Source organism: Pacificispira sp. HM-600, assembly GCF_977993705.1.
Genome location: NZ_OZ388079.1, coordinates 838519 through 856096 on the forward strand (window position 1 = coordinate 838519; position 17578 = coordinate 856096).

Below are 17578 nucleotides of genomic sequence, written 5' to 3' on the forward strand. Positions count from 1 at the left end.
GCTGCAAAAAGACTTGGCCAGGCGGTTGCGTCGACGGACTGGGGCAGCGACAATCCCCCGCGCCCGAGTCGGAGCACCGAACGGGCGCGACTCGCCGTCGCCTCGCGCGGCCAGCGGCGAGTCGCGGCCGCTAGACCCGCACCTCACGTGTCAACCCCCGCACGCACCCGCGCAAAGCGCGCAACAATCGAGTACCGCCCTGATCCGGAATGAGGATGATGTCTCGCAACGTCCGCGTCATGCACTGCCCGCCCGAAGCCGTCTTCCGCGTGCTCGAGGACGGTTGGCTCTACCCGGCATGGGTCGTCGGAGCATCCCGTATGCGCGATGTCGACGGCCCGTGGCCCGAGGCAGGTGGCCGTCTGCACCACTCCGTCGGAGTCTGGCCCGCGCTCATCGACGACGAGACCGCATCGCTGGAGTGGAACCCGCCGCACCGCATGGTCATGCGGGCCAAGGGCTGGCCGATCGGTGAGGCCCGAGTGACGATCGACGTCAAACCTCGGGATGAAGGATGTGTCGTCCGCATCCAGGAGCACGCCGTTGCCGGTCCCGCGACGCTCATTCCCCGCCCGATCGCCGACGCGATGCTGCGCTGGCGGAACAAGGAGACGCTCCACCGCCTCGCCTACTTGGCGGAGGGCCTGAGTTCCTCGTCCGAAGAGTCCACCGCGGACGAAGAGGGCACGGGCGCCGTCGACGGCGACACCGACCCGCGCGGCGGCGATTCGGCGTGAGTGGGACGCGCGGGGTCAGCGGCTCAACCGAGGTCGATGCGGTCATCGTCGGGGCGGGCCCGAACGGACTTGCCGCGGCGGTAACGCTCGCTCGCGCGGGGCTCTCGGTGCGTGTCTTCGAGCGTGCAGACCGTGTCGGCGGCGGCAGCTCCTCCCGCGAATTGACTCTGCCCGGTTTCCTCCACGATGTCTGCTCGGCGGTGCATCCGCTCGCTTTCGAGTCACGCTTCTTCCGGGAGTTCGACCTCGCCGGCCGCGTCGAGTTCTACACACCGGATGTTTCGTTCGCCCACCCTCTCGACGGCGGCGCCGCGGCAATCGCCTATCGCGACCTCGAACGCACCCGCGAGGGACTGGGATCGGATGGCGCGGCGTACGCGTCGCTGATGGGACCGCTCGCCACTCGGTCCGGCCACGTCGCCGACCTGACGGGCAACTCGCTGCTGCGGGTGCCGACGAGCCCCGTCACGGCACTCGCGTTCGCCGCCGCGACACTCGAGCAAGGCACTCCGGCCTGGAACGCCCGGTTCCGGGGCGACGCCGCGCCCGCACTCCTGACCGGCGCGGCGGCGCACACCTCGCTCCCCCTGCCGAGCCTCGCCTCGGCGGGCGCGGGACTCGCGCTCACCGCATACGCCCACGCGCGAGGCTGGCCGATCCCGCGCGGCGGCAGCCAGGCAATCGCGGACGCGATGCTCGACGACATCCGGGCGCATGGCGGCATCGTCGAGACGGGCGTCGAGATCACCAGCCTCAACCAACTGCCGCGAGCCCGAGTGACGATGCTCGATCTGACCCCACGCGCGCTCGTCGCCCTCGCGGGTCCGCGTCTGCCCGACCGCTACCGTCGAGCGCTCGCGAACTTCCGGTACGGCAACGCCTCGGCCAAGGTCGACTTCGCGCTCTCCGAACCGGTTCCGTGGACTCATCCGGACGTGCGTCGTGCCGGCACGGTGCACCTCGGCGGCTCGCGTGCAGAGATCGCCGCCAGCGAGAACGAGGTTGCGAACGGACGTCTGAGCGGACTGCCGTATGTCCTCGCGTCGCAGCCCTCGATCTTCGACGACACCCGCGCGCCCGATGGCATGCACACCCTGTGGACGTACACGCACGTGCCGGCCGGCAGCACGGTCGACCGCGCCGAAGCCGTGATTCGACAGATCGAGCGATTCGCGCCGGGATTTCGGGACACGATCGTCGGCATGTCGTCGTGGACCGCGGCGGATCTGCAGCGGCACAACCCGAATTACCCCGGAGGAGATATCGCGGCGGGAACGCCGGACCTGTTCCAGCTCATCCGTCGCCCGGTGCTCAGCACCGATCCGTGGCGCACCCCGCTGCCCGGCGTGTACCTGGCCTCGGCATCCGTCGCCCCCGGGCCCGGCGTGCACGGACTCGGGGGCTGGCTCGCCGCGCGGAGCGCCCTTCGCCACGAGTTCGGGCTCGAGGCCTGGCCGGACCTCTCGCTCGGCGCCTGAGCGCGACGGCTGCGCTCGCGCCGATAGGCTTCGGCGTGTGGATGAGATCGAGAACTTTGCAACACAGCTCGAGAAGCTGACGGGCGATCCGCTTGCGGATGCCGTGCAGGGTCATGTGATGATCGCGTCGGTCTCCGAGCCCAGCGGCCGCGCCCGGTATCAGGCGTGCACACTCGAGATCGTGGGCGAAGCACCGGGTATCCCGCCCGTCCGCGTGACGACGGAGGTTGTCACATCGCAGAAGCATTGGCCTCGCGTCGGCGAGGTCCTGCCGGCCCGGATCTCGACTTCTCAGCCCGAGCGGATGGACATCGACTGGGACGCACTCGCGCGAGACTGAATCTGCCCTCACCTCGACCTCAGCCGAGCGCCGCAATCGGCACGAGCGTCACATCGCGCAGCACGCCTGCGTCCACGGTGAGCGTCATCATCGTGCGGTGCGGCTGGCGTCGACGATCGGTCGGTGAGCCCGGGTTCAGCAGGCGAAGACCGCCCGGCGTGACGGTGTCCCACGGGATGTGGCTGTGCCCGAAGATCAGGACGTCGGTGTCGGGGAACGAAGCATCCGCCCACGCGTGACGACGTTTCGCGTCGCCGGTCTCGTGGATGACCGCGAACCGCACGCCCTCGATCTCGCGTCGTGCGATTTCGGGGAGCCGTGCGCGCAGGTCGGCGCCATCGTTGTTGCCGTGCACACCGATCAGCTCGCCGTGTTGTGAGAGATCGTCGAGGACGGAGACTTTCGTCCAGTCCCCGGCGTGAATGATCAGGTCGGCGGCGTCAGCGGCCACCCGCACCTCGTCGGGAATGCCCCGGGACCGATCGGGCACGTGCGTGTCCGAGATCAACAGCATCCGCGTCGCCATACGTCGACGCTACGCGGTCGCTGCCGGCGGCCGGTCGGCACCGACGACGCCGGCGAGCGCCGAGCCATCACCCAGTTTGCTCGCGCTGATGACGCTGACCCTGCCGTTCGTCTCGAGCACGACGGCCGCGACATCTGCGATGTCTCCCGTTCCGGAGCTGCGGATCGCCTGCAGCACCTCGGACTCGGCGAGCCGTGCGCGCCGCAGGGCATCGGGCCGCACGGCGCCGTCCGAGAAGAGCAACATCGGCTCCGAGGTCAGGAAGCGGCGAGCCCCGCGCCAGTGCGAAGAGATCCACGCGATGGCGAATTGCAGGGCGGCGATCAGGGCGAACGCCGTCGCGCCGTCCGCCCACGACACCGTGGAGCTGAGCAACGCCGTGGCGAGAATGGACCCGAGCGCAACCGTGACCACGAAGTCGAAGACGTTGAGCTGTGCGAGCGTGCGCTTGCCGGAGATCCGCAGCACGACGATGACCGTGACGTAGGCCGCCGTTCCGAGAACCAGGATGCGTCCGAGATCGGACCAGGAATCGAACCACATGCGTGTCGCCTCCGTTCGGTGAGGGGGTTGGCATGCTCCAGAGTTCCGAAAAACTGCAGGCGGCGCACGGGGGTTGCCCTCGATCCCGGGCCGTGCTTCACACCGAGCGGTAGACCTCTACGGATTCCGGACGCTGCTGCGCGGCAAGCACGAGGGCCAGGATGCCGAGGCCCAGGGTGCCGGCGAGGCCCGCAAGCGTGCTCATCAGCACGTAGAGATCGGCCAGATTCGCGATCGCATCCGAACCGAGAGAGACGAACACGATCTGTGGGACCGCCCACGCAAACGCCTGGAAACCCAGAATCACCAGCGGCGCCCAGCACCATGGGGCCGGCACGACACCGGCGCGGCCGATTTGCGTTGCGGCGACGAGGGCGGCGCCCGTCTGTACGACCAAGGCCACGTACGCGTAGGTCGTCCACGCCCCGAAGGTCGATTCGTCCTGCGAGAACACCAGGTTGGCGGCGGTGTCGACGAGCGGCCACACAGCCACGATCGCCATGGTGACCACACCGAGTGGCCGGCGAGCGACGACACTCCCGTGCGCTGAGGTCCCGATGGCGAACAACAGCACCGCGGCGGCGTAGATCACCCCCGTGACGATCACCATCATGTTCCAAGCCGAGAACGGACCGAATCCTCCCGGCAGGCTCGTGCGCAGCATGCCGAGCACGCCGCAGGCGATGAGCCCGACGCCGCCGATCATCCAGGTTCGTCGTCGATCACGCATACGACCAGGGTAGTCACGGCCTACGCGGCGCCGCATGCGCCCGGAGGCACGGCGCCGCGCGGTGCGTTGGTCGTGGCGGCGGTAATTCTCAAAGGAATATCGAGCTCGTGGGGCCCAAGAACCGCGCTTTTCGGACCCGGAGAGCCCGACACTCCTTTCAGAATTACGGCGTCCGGACCCCAGCAGGACCATGCGCCCGAATCGACCGACGGATGCGTCAGGCCGTGCGCACGCGCCTCCGCACGACGATTGCAGTCAGGCCGGCGAGCATCAGCAGGAGCGCGATGCCGAGCGCCGAGCTGTCCGCGCCCGAACCGGTCTCGGCGAGCGAGCCGTTCGTGACGATCCGGATGCTGGTCCAGCCGAGCAGTTCGCCGTCCGCCGCGTAGACGGCCAGACGGTGCATCCCGAGCGTCGCGTTCGCCGGAATGGTGACCGTGATGCGTCCGGCGCTGTCGAGCGTGCCCGACGCGATCTGCACGGGCGTCGAGTACATCCAGACCGTGACCGACGTGCCGGCGTTCTGCGCTCCCGTGTTGATGCTCACGCGCCCGCCCGGCTCGGCGGACATCGGTGCCGTGACGTCGCCGTTGTTGGCCTCGACCAACTGTTCACCGGCGAGCGGCGCCCCAGATCCCGTCTGCGGCAGACCGGGCGTTCCGGGGGTGCCGGTGCCCGGGTTGCCTGCGCCCGGGTTCCCCATGCCCGGGTTCCCCATGCCCGGGTTCCCCGCGCCCGGGCCTCCCGGGGTCCCGGGATCCACGGCGCCGCCAGGAACCGTGCCGGTCCGCAACGACCCCGACGGTTCGCCGTCCTTGAGCCACCAGGCGGCTCGGGCGAACCCGGCTACAGACGAGGGCGCCGTCGCGAACCCCTCGTTGTTGCCGTTCGGCATGCTCCCCGGGCGGGCGAAGTGCGCGATCGAGGGTTCGGCCGTGCCGTTGAGCGTGATCTGTGCGGCCGTGCCGTCACACCCGTCGTCGCACACTGCCCAGAGCACATCGAGCACCGTGTCGTAGTCGAGCGCCATGACTCCGCTGAGGCCCGGGTCGAGCGTTGCGACGAGCTTCGATGTGCCGTCGGAGTTCAACGCGAAGGCGAACACGCCGCCGCCGTCCTCGACCGCGACGAAGAACAGCCCGTCGCCGTGGCCCGGGTAGCGGCTCGGGTCGTAGGTCTTCTTCGTGTCGTCGTCGACCAGGCCCGTCAGATCGCCGTCGGCAACCCACTCGACCGCCTCGATGCCGAGGTTCGCTCCGACGCTGGGCAGCTGTGCCGTGAGGTCCCATTCCTGGGTGGCCACGACATCCGGTCCGGGCGCGTTCGGGTCGACCCGCAGGACGACGTTCTGGTTGACGCCCTTCGCGCTGTTGTCGCGCTCGGAAGCGAGGTACACCCAGCCTGCGCCGCCCACGGTGATGCCCTCCGTATCGGGGCCGGCCGCCGAGGGGTTCGACGCGTCGCGCTCGAACCGGGCGCGTTTGCCATCCGCCCAGCCGTCCGCGAAGGTCACGGACCCGTTCGCCCCGACCTTCAGCTTCCAGAACGTGCCCGTGCCGTTGTCGACCGCCCAGAGGAGGGTTCCCTCCGACGTCGCCTGGGTGTCGAGTCCCGAGCTGTCCACGAGGAACATGGGCGCCTCGTCGAGGACGGTGACATCGGCCGACCCCGGCCAGGCTCCGACCGGGATCTCGCCGACACAGACGTTTGCGGCGCCCTTGGTCGACTCATCCGTGACGGCGAATGGACCGGATGTGTCGGGGCAGCGCCCCCACGTGGTCGCAGCGTGGTCGGCACCCCAGGTCGTGGAGTCGCGCAGCGCGTCACCCTCGAACAGCCGGACCGTGTCGTCCTTTCCGAGTCCGAAGCCCAGGGTCTCGCCCTCGATCACGAGGTAACCGAAAGCGGGGATCGTGGTGTCGGCCGGGATCTCGTATGCGTGGGTGTCGTCGTCGTCCTTCACGACGATTCCACTGACGTCGAGCGGGGTCGAGGTGGGGTTGACGAGCTCGATCCAGTCGCCGGGCTCACCGCCATCCGATTCGACCTCGTTGATGCGCACGGGGTTGCCGCACGCGTTCAGCAGACCCTTTGTCGAGACGCCGAGGTCGACGAAGTCACCGACACCATCCGCGCAGCGGGCCCAGACACCCTTCGCGTGCGCGGGATAGGCGTTCTCGGCGACCGTCACGTTCTGCGCGTTCCGCAGGGTGACGGTGTCGCCGCCACCGAGCCCGAACACGAAGTTCTTCGGCTGGTCGAAGACGAACAGCGCACCGGGCGCCAGCGTCGTGCCGGAGGGCAGCGGCGTCGTCTCGGCCGCGTGGCCCACGGGGTCGCTGTCCATGACCGACCAACCCGAGAGGTCGACCGCAGCCGAGCCCATGTTGATGATCTCGATCCAGTCGGTGGTGTCGCCGTTCGACTCGATCTCGTTGATCTGCACATCGGGCAGCACACACGAGTTCGCGGCCCCGGGCGTCGGGTAGGCGAGCACGAACGGACCCACACCATCCGGGCAGCGAGCGAGCGTCGCAGCCGCGGCATCCCCATCGATCGCCGCGTGTGCCGACCACGGCTCCGAGTCGTCGATCATCATGCCCTGGGCATCGTAGAGGCGGATGCGGTCGGCGCTGCCGATTCCGACGGCGGCCGTGAACAGGCTCGGGGCGCCACCGGATAGACCGCTCGTCGTCTCGTCGACCACGAGGTACTCACCGCCCCCGATCGAGGCGCCCACCGGGAACTGCCAGCGGTGGTCGTCGGAGTTGTCGCGGATCTCGTACCCCGAGATGTCGAGCGTCTCGGTGCCGGGGTTGTAGAACTCGACCCAGTCGGCGGGCTGCGAATCGATCTCGTTGATCAGGATCGAGCCGGGTTCGACGATCGTTGCGCAGTCGTTCGCGGCGCCGGGCGTGGCGACGGTGGCGGGCGCCCACGCATCCGTCCCGTCGGGGCAGCGCGCCCAGACGGCGAGCGGCGCGGTGTTCTCGTACGCGTACGCGTCGACCTCCGTGCCCGAAGCGTCGTACAGCACGACCTCGTCCATCTTGCCCAGGCCGAAGGGAAAGTCGGTGTCCTTGACGAGCAGGAGGAATCCGCCCGCCGCGATCGTCGTGCCCGTCGGCAGGGTGCCGAACTCGTCACGCTTGTCGTCCGAGACCCGCCAACCGGCCAGGTCGACGGCCTCGGCGCCGCGATTGAAGAGCTCGATGCGGTCGGAGTAGCCCGAGACCTCGTCGTAGTAGATCTCGTTGACGACGACATCGGATGCCGTGGGCTCCGGGTCCGTCGAGCCCGACGGCTCCGGCTCCGGGTCCACGACCACGAACGTGTTGACGGCGCCCTTCGTCGGCTCGCTCATCAGCGCCCATTCGTCGGCGTCGTTCACACCCCACGTCGTCGCGGCGTGAGCTGTCCACGCGTATTCGTCGACCAGAGCCTCAGAGGCATCGAACAGGCGCACAGAGTCGCCGCCACCCAGCCCGAAGTCGAAGTTGCCGACGTTGTCCTTCAGTTCGTCGAGCACGAGGAATGCTCCGGGTGCGGCGGTCGTCCCGGTAGGGAACGTATAGACGTGCGTGTCGTCCGAGTCCTTGACGACGTAGCCATCCAGCATGATCGGTGCATCGCTCGGGTTGTAGAGCTCGATCCAGTCACCGGGAGCACCGCCCGAGGACTCGATCTCGTTGATGCGGATGCCGGGTTGATCGGCGACTGCGGCGGACGGAACGGCGACGATGACGGCACCGGCGGCGACGCCGAGTGCGCACACCATCGTGGCCGCGAGTCCGGAAAGCATGCGGGGCATGAGGCTCCTGATAAAGGCGAGAGGGGGTCCCGTCCACACCATCGACACCGCCTATACGGTCAGCGACCGCCCGTTGTCCTCCGGGTGAACGCTGGGTGACCCGCAGTCGCGCGGGGTGAACGAACCGGCATCCGCGTGGAGGGCGGCTGGTGGTAGCGTGAAGGCTCGGCCGAATGAGAGGGGATGCGCGATGCGAGAGCTCTTCGCCGCGTTCCTCAGCCTCGTTCTGCTTGCGTCGGGAGTCACCCCCGCACTGGATTCCGGTGCGACGATCGGTCTCGTCGTCATCATGATCGCGGCCGTCGCAACACTCGCGACACTCGCCCATCTGGTTCGCCTTGACGCATCCGGACCCGGCACGCACATCCGCCCGGACGGGTCGATCGGCATCGCCACGACACCGGCGCAGAGTGATCCGGATGCCGCGGGCCACTCCCGCCCTCGAGCCCCGGGACTCGCGGCCTCGGCCGCATAGCCCTCGGTAGCACGCCCCCGTCCCACGGGGTGCTTCGCCGACGTCTGTCGCGGCCATACGCCGCCTACCCAGACTCGACGATCGGAACCTCCGTGGACCTTTTCGCCCTGCCCCCGCTCGCCGCCACTCTCGACGCCGTGTACGCGGCGATGATGTGGCTGACCGACCTCCTCCAACCCGTCGCGGGCGACACAGCTGCCGCCGCCGCGATCGTGCTCCTGACCTTGATCGTGCGCACGGCGCTGATCCCGGTGGGCATCTCGCAGGCGAAAGCCGAGCAGACGCGGGCCCGTCTCGCCCCGCGCCTGCGCCAGATTCAGAAGCGCTACACAACTGACCGAGAGCGCCAACAGCGCGAGATGATGAAGCTCTACGCCGACGAGAACACCTCGCCCTTCGCCGGTTTTCTGCCGGTGCTGGCGCAGGCTCCCGTGGTGGGCATCATCTACGCGCTGTTCCTCCGCGCCTCGATCGCGGGCCATCCGAACGCTCTCCTGACGGAGCAGCTCGCGGGTGTGCCGCTCGGAACATCGGTCTTCGGATCGCTCGGCACATTCGATCCCTCAACCGGGGTCGTGTTCGGGATCCTGATCGCGATCGTGTGCGTGGTGGCCGAGATCACGCGCCGCGCGTTTCGCCCGCGCGTCGCAGCGGCGGAAGCTGCGGAAGCGGATGCTTCACCCCTGACATCCGTCGGCGCGCAACGCGTGATCGGGCTGCTGCAGTACGCGACCGCCGTCGTGCTGCTGTTCGTACCCCTCGCCGCGGCGCTATACCTGACGATGACGGTCGCCTGGACGCTGGTTCAGCGCCTGTTCCTGCGCCGCCGCTATCCGCTGCCGCAGGTGTAGCCGCGGCGTCCGTCGTCGAGCCCGCCGGTTCTCGTCGAGCCCGCCGGTTGTACACCGCGCACAACCGCCGGACTCGCCAGCAACCGGCGGACTCGGCGCGAGAGCGTCGCGCTCAGGATGTCGCGGACCCGGCTCCTCAGAGGTCTTCGGGCGACAGGTCGCCCTCTCCCTCGTCGCCGAGGTCGGCGATGAGAGGGCTCTCGCCCTGGGACTCCGGCTGGTCGAGCCCGGCACGAACATCCGTCGCGGGAATGTCGTCGTCATCCGCCGGGATCTCTGCAGGATCGGCGCCCGTCGCGGTCGCGGGTTCCGCGAGCGGAGCCCGGGTCTCGATGAGCCGGCCATCCCATTCCGCCTGTGCCGGATCGGCGTCCGGGTTCGGAGCCATCGAGGTGCCGTTGTCGCTGAGCGGCTGATGGGGCACCGAGGTGCCCGCGTCATCCGTCATGCCGTTGTTCGTCATGTCTTCTTCCTTCTCTTCTCGAGTCCGGCGACGCTTGCTACGCGAATTCGTCCGCTTCGGGACCGACGTCGTCCAGCTCGGGCGCGTTCGGGTCCTCCTGCCCCATACCCGCGGCATCGATCGCCGGGGCGGCCTCGCCATCCCGCGGTCCGGTCGTCTCTGGGTCTGCGATCTGCTGTTCTTCCGCGGGGTCTCGCGTGTCCGACATGTCGGTTCCTTCCGATAGGCGAACACCGAGCGTCGCATCGGAGCGGATGCCTCGCGCCCGGGTTGACGCGAGCCCGGTTCCGCAGTACCCGGTGCCGCACCTTGTACCGCGGGCCCCCGCCCCCGCGAGTGCGCAGCTTGCGCGCGAATACACGGCCTCCGCACGGCGCCGAAGTCGTGCACTGGGGGCTATCCCGTACGCTCGGCGGCAAACACGCCGTGGCCGGGTGCACAACGTGCTGCCCCCGAGTCATCGATAGTGTGCGGGCATGGAAACCGAATCCCAGATGGGCACCACGCGCTACCGCGTCTACATGATCATCGGCGTCATCGCGGCCCTCGGCTTCATCGCCACCGGAATCTGGGGCATCGTCGGCAGCAACGAACCCCGCTTGGGGTGGATCATGCTCGTCGCGGGCGCCGCTATCGGCGTGCTCTCGGTCGTGCGACTCCGCTCGGCCTGAGCGCTCAGCGCCCGACGACGTACACGTTGTCGAACAGGCGCGTTTCCGTTGTCGGGGATCGGCGCGCCGTCGACCACGAGACCGTAGGTTCCCGCGGGACCCGAGACTTTCATCCCGCCGGCCCCGCACCCGATGACCCAGTCCTGGTCATTGGGATAGACCAAGAGGGACACGCCTTCCCCGTTCGCGCGCCGTCCCACCCAGAAGCCGACGCCGTCGTTCTCGCCGGCAAACCGAGCCGAAGACGGCTCAATACCATTGTCCCGAGCCAGGATCACGGCCCGCATCTCGTCACTCGCCTCGACGTCGCGATCCAGTATCGAATATGACGTCCCCATCCACGATCAGCCGCTCAGCAAGAGCATCGCCGCCAGCGACGCGAGGACTACGCGCGGAGTTCGTCTCATCCATCGACTCCAACACATCGCGCACCCAGAGCAAGCACGCCACTTCGCTCAGCGCCCGGTAGCCTGGGCAGCGCCCTTCCGGCATCCGCGACGACGAAAGGCGAACGGTGAACATCACGCTCCTCCGCCGATTCGTGGCGCTGACCGCTGAAGACCTGCACGCCCCACGCACGGCGCAGGCGCTCGGCATCCCGCTCGCATCGCTGTACACGTCGATCGACAAGCTCGAGGCAGAGGTCGGGCATCCGATCGTCACCCGCAGCAAGTCCGGATGGACGCTCACACCCGCCGGCAAGCTCCTCCTTGTCGAGGCGAAGCAGCAGATCGCGCACGCCCCCGCGCCCGCGGCCAAGACGGGCGGGCCCGCGGGCGGCAAAGCGAAGGCATCGAAGGGCAAGGGCCGCGCGCCGGTCGTCAAGGGCGAGCCGAAGCCGTTCAAGAAGCGACAGGGTCGTTAGTCAGGACGCCGGTTCGAGCCATCCGGATGCCGCGGGCGCTGCTGTCTTTACAGCTCGGTGACCCGGCCCGACTCGACCCGCCAGTGCCGATCGGTCTGCACGGTATCGAGCATCCGACGGTCGTGCGTCACCAGCAGCAGCGTGCCCACGTATGACTCCAACGCCTTTTCGAGCTGCTCGATCGCCGGCAGGTCGAGGTGGTTGGTCGGCTCATCGAGCACGAGCAGGTTTATGCCCTGCGCCTGCAGCAGCGCCAGGGCAGCCCGCGTGCGCTCGCCCGGTGAGAGCTCATCCACCGCCCGGTTCACGTGATCGGCCTTCAGCCCGAATTTCGCGAGCAGGGTGCGGACCTCTCCCGACGCGAGGGAGGGCACGAGTCCCTCGAACACATCCGCGAGCGCCCGGGTGCCGGTGAGAAGCGAACGCGCTTGGTCGATCTCGCCGACCTGCACGTTCGCGCCCACGCTCGCGGAGCCCTCGTCGGGTGCCTGCCGCCCCAGCAACGCCCGAAGCAGGGTGGACTTGCCGGCGCCGTTGGGCCCGGTGATCCCGACCCGCTCCCCCGCGTTGACCTGCAACGACACCGGCCCGAGGGTGTAGGTTCCCTGCCGGAACACCGCAGAGTTCAGCGTCGAGACGACGGTACTGGAGCGCGGTGCAGCGCCGATCGTGAATTCGAGCTGCCATTCTTTGCGCGGCTCATCGACTTCGTCGAGCTGCGCGATCCGGCTCTCCATCTGGCGCACCTTCTGCGCCTGCTTCTCGCTGGACTCGGTGGCGGCCTTACGTCGGATCTTGTCGTTGTCCGGTGACTTCTTCATCGCGTTGCGAACGCCTTGGCTCGACCACTCCCGCTGCGTGCGAGCGCGCGACACGAGGTCTGCCTTCTTGTCGGCAAACTCGTCATACTTCTCGCGCGCATGGCGTCGCACCGTCTCGCGCTCCCCGAGATAGGCGTCATACCCACCTCCGAAGACGCGGTTGGATGCCTGGGCGAGGTCGAGCTCGAGCACGCGCGTCACGGAACGAGCGAGAAACTCGCGGTCGTGGCTGACCAGCACGACTCCCCCACGCAGCCCCCGAACGAATGCCTCCAGTCGTTCCAGACCGTCGAGGTCGAGGTCGTTCGTGGGTTCGTCGAGTAACACGATGTCGAAGCGAGAGAGCAGCAGGGCGGCGAGCCCGACGCGGGCCGCCTGCCCGCCCGACAGGGATGTCATGAGGGCCTGACCGACGGATGTCTCGCCGGGATCGAGGCGCAGGTCGAGCCCCAGATCGGCAAGCACGACGGGGATCCGTTCGTCGAGATCGGCCGCGCCGCTCGCCAACCAACGGTCGAGCGCCGCCGAGTAGACATCCGCCGGATCCGCGTCGGTGCCGGTCGCGGGAGCGGGGTCTCCCAGAGCGGATGCCGCGGCATCCATCGCCGCCGTGGCCTGCGCGCACCCCGTGCGGCGGCCGATGTACTCGGCGATCGTCTCGCCCTCGACCCGCTCGTGCTCCTGCGGCAGCCAGCCGACGAAAGCGTCGGCGGGAGCCAGCGAGACCGTGCCGGCCTGGGGCTCGTCGATGCCCGCCAGCAGCCGCAGCAGGGTGGACTTGCCCGCGCCGTTCGCGCCGACGACGCCGACGACGTCGCCGGGCGCGACGGTCAGGTCGAGGTTGTCGAAGAGCGTGCGGTGGCCGTACCCGCCGGCCAATCCGCGCGCGACGAGTGTTGCGGTCATGGTTCGATTTTGCCACCCGGGCGGGACCCACCCTCACCGCGAGGGTCCCGCTGGGACGCTACGCCGAAAGCCGTGGGTAGTCCGTGTAGCCCTCGGCGCCCGCACCGTAGAACGTGGCCGGGTTCGGCTCGTTCTCGGGGTGACCACCCTGCCACCGCTCGACGAGGTCGGGGTTGGCGATGGCCAACCGCCCGACGGCGACCGCATCGGCGGAACCCTGCGCGACGAACTCGATGGCCTCATCCTTCGTCGTGAGCTTTCCGAACCCGCTGTTTGCGATGAATGTGCCCCCGAAGTCGGCACGCAGCGCCTGCACGAGATCACCGGCCGGCTCGGCGTGCAGAACGCTCAGGTATGCGAGACCCAGGGGCGCGAGGCCCCTCACGACAGCCTCGTACGTGGCCTTCACGTCGTCGGCATCCGTCTCGAATACGTCCTGGATGTTGTGGGCCGGCGACAGTCGGATTCCCACCCGCCCAGCGCCAACAGCATCCGCGATCGCCGAAGTCACCTCGACGACGAACTTCGCACGCGCCTCGGGCGATCCGCCATACGCGTCCGTGCGCTGGTTCGAGACCGGCGAGAGGAACTGGTGCAGCAGATATCCGTTTGCCCCGTGCACCTCGACGCCGTCCAGACCTGCGTCGATCGCACGAACCGCGGCGGCGACGATCTCGTCGCGGACCTGTGCGAGTTCATCGGTCGTCAGCGCGTGCGGCACCGGGTAGGGCTTCTTCCCGAGGGGCGTACGCACCTCGCCCTCGATCGCGATCGCACTGGGCGCGACGATCCGCGAGGTCCCGGTGATGTCTGTGTGTGAGACGCGGCCGCCGTGCATGAGCTGCATCACGATCAGCCCGCCCTCGGCGCGCACGGCATCCGCGACGGCACGCCATCCCGCGGCCTGCTCTTCGGTGACGATCCCCGGCTGGCCGGGGTATGCCCGCGACTCCGCCGTCGGGTAGACGCCCTCCGTGATGATCATGCCGAGCCCAGCCCGCTGCGCGTAGTGTTCGGCGACAAGAGCTCCAGGCACGCCATCCTCGCCGGAACGGGTGCGGGTGAGCGGCGCCATCACGACACGGTTTGCCAACGCGAGATCGCCGGCGGTCAGCGGGGAGAACAGATTCACAGGTGGAGCCCTTCGACAAGAAGCCGGGTCACGATGTGCGAACCGACCTGACCGGCAACGAGGCATCCGGTCGTGATATTCCCCGCCCGCGATGCCCGTTTGCGTCCAAGACGCAACCCCCAACGCGGTCGAGTACACCCGCGTACCGTCGATGACATGACACGGGACGATCTGGACGGCTGGGTGCGCGTTCGCGGCGCCCGCGAGCACAATCTGAAGGATGTCGAGATCGACATCCCCCGCGACGGCATGGTCGTCTTCACCGGCGTCTCGGGGTCGGGAAAGTCGTCGCTGGCGTTCGGCACGCTCTACGCCGAGGCTCAGCGACGCTACTTCGAGTCCGTCGCGCCGTACGCCCGTCGGTTGCTCAACCAGGTCGGCGCCCCGGACGTGGACGAGATCACCGGGCTCCCGCCCGCCGTCGCCCTGCAGCAGCGCCGGGGCGCGCCGAGCTCCCGCTCCACCGTCGGCACGATCACCACGCTGTCGAACCTGCTCCGCATGCTCTATTCACGCGCCGGCACGTATCCCGCCGGAGCGTCGCACCTCTCCGCCGAGGCCTTCTCGCCCAACACCGCGTCGGGCGCGTGCCCGCGCTGCCACGGCCTGGGCACGGTGCACGACGTCACGGAAGAACTTCTGGTTCCCAACGACACCCTGAGCATTCGCGAGGGCGCGATCGCCGCGTGGCCCGGCGCCTGGCAGGGCGCGAACCTGCGCAGCATCGTGCGCGGACTCGACATCGACATCCAGAAGCCGTGGCGAAAGCTCCCCCGCAAAGATCGCGACTGGTTGCTGTACACCGACGAACAGCCGTCCGTCTTCATCGAGCCCGAAGAGGGCCGCGTCGATCACGGCTACTACGGCAAGTTCTGGAGCGCACGGGCGCACGTCATGCACGTGCTGGGGCAATCGCAGAGCGAGCGGATGCGCGAGAAGGCCATGCGCTTCGTTCGCAGTATGCCGTGCCCGGAATGTGAGGGCAGCGGCTTGCGTCAGGACGCGCGAGCCGTGACGTTCAACGGACTGTCCATCGGTGAGATGAACGCCGTTCCTCTGGCTCAGCTCGCGACACAGCTCCGAGCGGGCGCGGACGCGGCGGTCGCCGCTGGAGACGGGGAGGCGGCCGAGCGGATTGCGACCGATGTCATCTCGCGGGTCGAGGTTCTCCTCGATCTCGGCCTCGGTTACCTGAGCCTCGGCCGCAACTCCACAACGCTCTCGCCCGGCGAGGCACAGCGCCTGCGCATCGCGACGCAACTGCGCTCGGGACTCTTCGGCGTCGTGTACGTGCTCGACGAGCCCTCCGCGGGTCTGCATCCCGCCGACGCGCAGCCTCTCCTGCGCGTCTTGGAGCGGCTCAAGGACTCGGGAAACTCGCTGTTCGTCGTCGAACACGACCTCGACGTCATCCGTCGCGCCGACTGGGTGGTCGACATCGGGCCCGCTGCCGGGGAGGGCGGCGGACACGTGGTCTACTCCGGTCCGGTCGAGGGTCTCCGTGAGGTCGACGCGTCCGTCACCGGTCGCTACCTGTTCGATTCGTCGGCGCGCGAAGATCGCGCGGCCCGCTCACCGAGGGGATGGCTGCACCTGCGCGGTGTGTCGCTGCACAACCTGCGCGAGGTGAACGCGGACATCCCCCTCGGCGTGATGACGGCGGTCACGGGAGTGTCCGGGTCGGGCAAGTCCACACTCGTCACGCGGGTGCTCGCGCAGGTGGTCCGCGATCATCTCGGGGGCGAACCCGACGAGTCAGACGACGCGATCTTCGACATCGAGGTCGAGGATGCGACGGGTGTCGACACCTTCGACCGCTTGGTCGTCGTCGACCAGCGACCCATCGGCCGCACGCCCCGATCGAACCTCGCGACCTACACCGGCATGTTCGACGTCGTGCGCAAGCTCTTCGCGGCGACCGACGAGGCCCGATCGCGCGGCTACAACGCGGGGCGGTTCTCGTTCAACGTCGCGGGCGGCCGATGCGAGACCTGCCAGGGCGAGGGCTTCGTCTCGGTCGAGCTGATGTTCCTACCCGGGACATATGCTCCCTGCCACACGTGTCACGGCGCGCGCTACAACGCCGAGACACTCGAGGTCACGTATCGCGACAGGTCGATTGCGGATGTTCTCGGGATGACGGTCGCGGATGCCGGGGAGTTCTTCTCGGACTCAGCTCCCGCCGCGCGCAGCCTCGAGATGCTGCGCCAGGTCGGCCTCGGCTATCTGCGCCTCGGTCAGCCCGCGACCGAGCTGAGCGGCGGCGAGGCGCAGCGTATCAAGCTGGCGACCGAGTTGCAGCGCGCGCACCGCGGTCACGCGCTGTACCTGCTCGACGAACCGACCTCGGGCCTGCACCCGGCCGACGTCGAACTCTTGCTCGGGCAACTTCAGCAACTCGTCGACGCGGGCAACTCCGTCGTGCTGGTCGAGCACGATCAGTCAGCGATCACGTCCAGCGATTGGGTCATCGACATGGGGCCGGGCGGCGGAGACGCGGGCGGCACCGTCGTTGCAACCGGCACGCCCAGCGAGATCGCACGGGGCGACGGCGCAACGGCCTCACACCTGGCGGAGTGGATGGCCCGAATTCGCCGGGTCTGACCGGCCTGGCCGGGCCCGATCCGGAGGAGCGCTTCAGTCCCAGTCGAGGTAATCCTCGATGGCCCAGGACGTCGCGCCCACGTGGGTGGCGGGGAACAGATGTCCACCGCCCTCGATCGGGACGACACTCACGAGACCCGGGGCGGATGCCTGCAGCGCCTCGCCGTTCGCCGGAGGGGTCACGTCATCCTCGGTGCCCTGCACGACGAGCACCGGCAGTCCGTCGGCGAGCGGCGGGGCCACATCCGCCGCCTCGACGCCGAGCAGCAGCACGCCATTGACCCGAGCGTGGTGATCGAGCGAGACGCGACGCGCGACCGACCCGCCGAACGCGTGACCGCCGACCCAGGCGTCCTCGATGCCGAGGTGGTCCATCACGTCGACCACGTCCTGGGCGAGGTCACGCGCCGCCCCGCCCATGGCATCCGTCTTCTCGGCGGAGTCGCGCAGGCCGATCCGGACGACGCGGAAGTCTTCCTGCGCCACCGAGTGGGCCAGCGAACCCAGCGCGTCGATGTCCGCCCCGCGATCGGCGATCAGCGCGAGTGCCGGCCCGTCTCCCTCTACGGCGAAGGGAATCGCGCGGCCGTCGGGTTCGAAGATCTGGGTCTGGGTCATCGTCGTG

General features: G+C 68.8%; 17 protein-coding genes. 8 read left to right on the top strand and 9 right to left on the bottom strand.

The features are described 5' to 3' along the window. Window positions 1–218 precede the first annotated feature (218 nt). Genes ACXZ1E_RS03900 through ACXZ1E_RS03910 form a run of 3 tightly spaced genes read left to right on the top strand, consistent with a single transcriptional unit; the run spans window position 219 to window position 2555 of the window. Entirely contained in the window at window positions 219–737 is a 519-nt protein-coding gene (locus tag ACXZ1E_RS03900; protein ID WP_458042121.1) for an SRPBCC family protein, read from the top strand. Beyond that, window positions 734–2215: a phytoene desaturase family protein gene (locus ACXZ1E_RS03905; protein ID WP_458042122.1), complete on the top strand. Its 1482-nt coding sequence runs from the start codon at window positions 734–736 to the stop codon at window positions 2213–2215. Before ACXZ1E_RS03900 ends, ACXZ1E_RS03905 begins: the two co-directional genes overlap by 4 nt. A gap of 37 nt (window positions 2216–2252) precedes the next feature. Then, window positions 2253–2555 carry a hypothetical protein gene (locus tag ACXZ1E_RS03910; RefSeq protein WP_458042123.1) on the top strand — a complete coding sequence of 101 codons (303 nt, stop codon included), beginning with the start codon at window positions 2253–2255 and terminating at the stop codon, window positions 2553–2555. A gap of 19 nt (window positions 2556–2574) precedes the next feature. Here ACXZ1E_RS03910 and ACXZ1E_RS03915 read toward each other — a convergent pair whose 3' ends face one another. From ACXZ1E_RS03915 to ACXZ1E_RS03930, 4 genes are all read right to left on the bottom strand, one after another. Next, window positions 2575–3081: a metallophosphoesterase family protein gene (locus ACXZ1E_RS03915; protein WP_458042124.1), complete on the bottom strand. Its 507-nt coding sequence runs from the start codon at window positions 3079–3081 to the stop codon at window positions 2575–2577. Window positions 3082–3090: 9 nt separating this feature from the next. After that, on the bottom strand, window positions 3091–3624 hold the full coding sequence (locus ACXZ1E_RS03920; RefSeq protein WP_458042125.1) for a DUF421 domain-containing protein: 534 nt from the start codon (window positions 3622–3624) through the stop codon (window positions 3091–3093). Window positions 3625–3721: 97 nt separating this feature from the next. Beyond that, window positions 3722–4354 (bottom strand): hypothetical protein, encoded by a 633-nt coding sequence (locus tag ACXZ1E_RS03925; protein WP_458042126.1) that lies wholly within the window; start codon window positions 4352–4354, stop codon window positions 3722–3724. A 217-nt stretch (window positions 4355–4571) separates the two neighbouring features. Beyond that, the gene (locus ACXZ1E_RS03930; protein ID WP_458042127.1) at window positions 4572–8165 is read right to left on the bottom strand and encodes a lamin tail domain-containing protein; all 3594 of its coding nucleotides are present in this window, start codon (window positions 8163–8165) and stop codon (window positions 4572–4574) included. Between the two features lie 190 nt (window positions 8166–8355). Between ACXZ1E_RS03930 and ACXZ1E_RS03935 the strand changes: the two genes are divergently transcribed. After that, on the top strand, window positions 8356–8640 hold the full coding sequence (locus tag ACXZ1E_RS03935; RefSeq protein ID WP_458042128.1) for a DUF6412 domain-containing protein: 285 nt from the start codon (window positions 8356–8358) through the stop codon (window positions 8638–8640). Between the two features lie 92 nt (window positions 8641–8732). Next, window positions 8733–9491, top strand: coding sequence for a YidC/Oxa1 family membrane protein insertase (locus ACXZ1E_RS03940; protein WP_458042129.1), 759 nt, complete (start codon window positions 8733–8735; stop codon window positions 9489–9491). Between the two features lie 136 nt (window positions 9492–9627). Here ACXZ1E_RS03940 and ACXZ1E_RS03945 read toward each other — a convergent pair whose 3' ends face one another. Continuing rightward, window positions 9628–9954 carry a sugar ABC transporter ATPase gene (locus ACXZ1E_RS03945; protein ID WP_458042130.1) on the bottom strand — a complete coding sequence of 109 codons (327 nt, stop codon included), beginning with the start codon at window positions 9952–9954 and terminating at the stop codon, window positions 9628–9630. 37 nt (window positions 9955–9991) lie between these two features. After that, window positions 9992–10162: a hypothetical protein gene (locus ACXZ1E_RS03950; RefSeq protein ID WP_458042131.1), complete on the bottom strand. Its 171-nt coding sequence runs from the start codon at window positions 10160–10162 to the stop codon at window positions 9992–9994. Between the two features lie 268 nt (window positions 10163–10430). On the opposite strand from ACXZ1E_RS03950, the gene ACXZ1E_RS03955 reads away from it, so the two are divergent. Next, the gene (locus ACXZ1E_RS03955) at window positions 10431–10625 is read left to right on the top strand and encodes a hypothetical protein (protein ID WP_458042132.1); all 195 of its coding nucleotides are present in this window, start codon (window positions 10431–10433) and stop codon (window positions 10623–10625) included. Window positions 10626–11139: 514 nt separating this feature from the next. After that, window positions 11140–11490, top strand: coding sequence for a LysR family transcriptional regulator (locus ACXZ1E_RS03960; RefSeq protein ID WP_458042133.1), 351 nt, complete (start codon window positions 11140–11142; stop codon window positions 11488–11490). 47 nt (window positions 11491–11537) lie between these two features. On the opposite strand, the gene ACXZ1E_RS03965 is transcribed toward ACXZ1E_RS03960, so the two are convergent. Both ACXZ1E_RS03965 and ACXZ1E_RS03970 read right to left on the bottom strand, forming a co-directional pair. Further along, window positions 11538–13217, bottom strand: a complete 1680-nt coding sequence (locus ACXZ1E_RS03965; protein WP_458042134.1) for an ABC-F family ATP-binding cassette domain-containing protein — start codon at window positions 13215–13217, stop codon at window positions 11538–11540. A gap of 58 nt (window positions 13218–13275) precedes the next feature. Continuing rightward, window positions 13276–14349 (bottom strand): alkene reductase, encoded by a 1074-nt coding sequence (locus tag ACXZ1E_RS03970; RefSeq protein WP_458042135.1) that lies wholly within the window; start codon window positions 14347–14349, stop codon window positions 13276–13278. A gap of 156 nt (window positions 14350–14505) precedes the next feature. On the opposite strand from ACXZ1E_RS03970, the gene uvrA reads away from it, so the two are divergent. Next, on the top strand, window positions 14506–16953 hold the full coding sequence (uvrA, locus tag ACXZ1E_RS03975; RefSeq protein ID WP_458042136.1) for an excinuclease ABC subunit UvrA: 2448 nt from the start codon (window positions 14506–14508) through the stop codon (window positions 16951–16953). A gap of 33 nt (window positions 16954–16986) precedes the next feature. On the opposite strand, the gene ACXZ1E_RS03980 is transcribed toward uvrA, so the two are convergent. Beyond that, complete coding sequence (locus ACXZ1E_RS03980) at window positions 16987–17571, bottom strand: alpha/beta fold hydrolase (protein WP_458042137.1); 585 nt, start codon at window positions 17569–17571, stop codon at window positions 16987–16989. Between the last annotated feature and the right edge of the window lie 7 nt (window positions 17572–17578).

Coding starts and splice junctions, on each gene's coding strand:
- ACXZ1E_RS03900 (WP_458042121.1), top strand. CDS start 219: ATGTCTCGCAACGTCCGCGTCATGCACTGCCCGCCCGAAGCCGTCTTC.
- ACXZ1E_RS03915 (WP_458042124.1), bottom strand. CDS start 3,081: ATGGCGACGCGGATGCTGTTGATCTCGGACACGCACGTGCCCGATCGG.
- ACXZ1E_RS03920 (WP_458042125.1), bottom strand. CDS start 3,624: ATGTGGTTCGATTCCTGGTCCGATCTCGGACGCATCCTGGTTCTCGGA.
- ACXZ1E_RS03925 (WP_458042126.1), bottom strand. CDS start 4,354: ATGCGTGATCGACGACGAACCTGGATGATCGGCGGCGTCGGGCTCATC.
- ACXZ1E_RS03930 (WP_458042127.1), bottom strand. CDS start 8,165: ATGCCCCGCATGCTTTCCGGACTCGCGGCCACGATGGTGTGCGCACTC.
- ACXZ1E_RS03935 (WP_458042128.1), top strand. CDS start 8,356: ATGCGAGAGCTCTTCGCCGCGTTCCTCAGCCTCGTTCTGCTTGCGTCG.
- ACXZ1E_RS03945 (WP_458042130.1), bottom strand. CDS start 9,954: ATGACGAACAACGGCATGACGGATGACGCGGGCACCTCGGTGCCCCAT.
- ACXZ1E_RS03950 (WP_458042131.1), bottom strand. CDS start 10,162: ATGTCGGACACGCGAGACCCCGCGGAAGAACAGCAGATCGCAGACCCA.
- ACXZ1E_RS03955 (WP_458042132.1), top strand. CDS start 10,431: ATGGAAACCGAATCCCAGATGGGCACCACGCGCTACCGCGTCTACATG.
- ACXZ1E_RS03965 (WP_458042134.1), bottom strand. CDS start 13,217: ATGACCGCAACACTCGTCGCGCGCGGATTGGCCGGCGGGTACGGCCAC.
- uvrA (WP_458042136.1), top strand. CDS start 14,506: ATGACACGGGACGATCTGGACGGCTGGGTGCGCGTTCGCGGCGCCCGC.
- ACXZ1E_RS03980 (WP_458042137.1), bottom strand. CDS start 17,571: ATGACCCAGACCCAGATCTTCGAACCCGACGGCCGCGCGATTCCCTTC.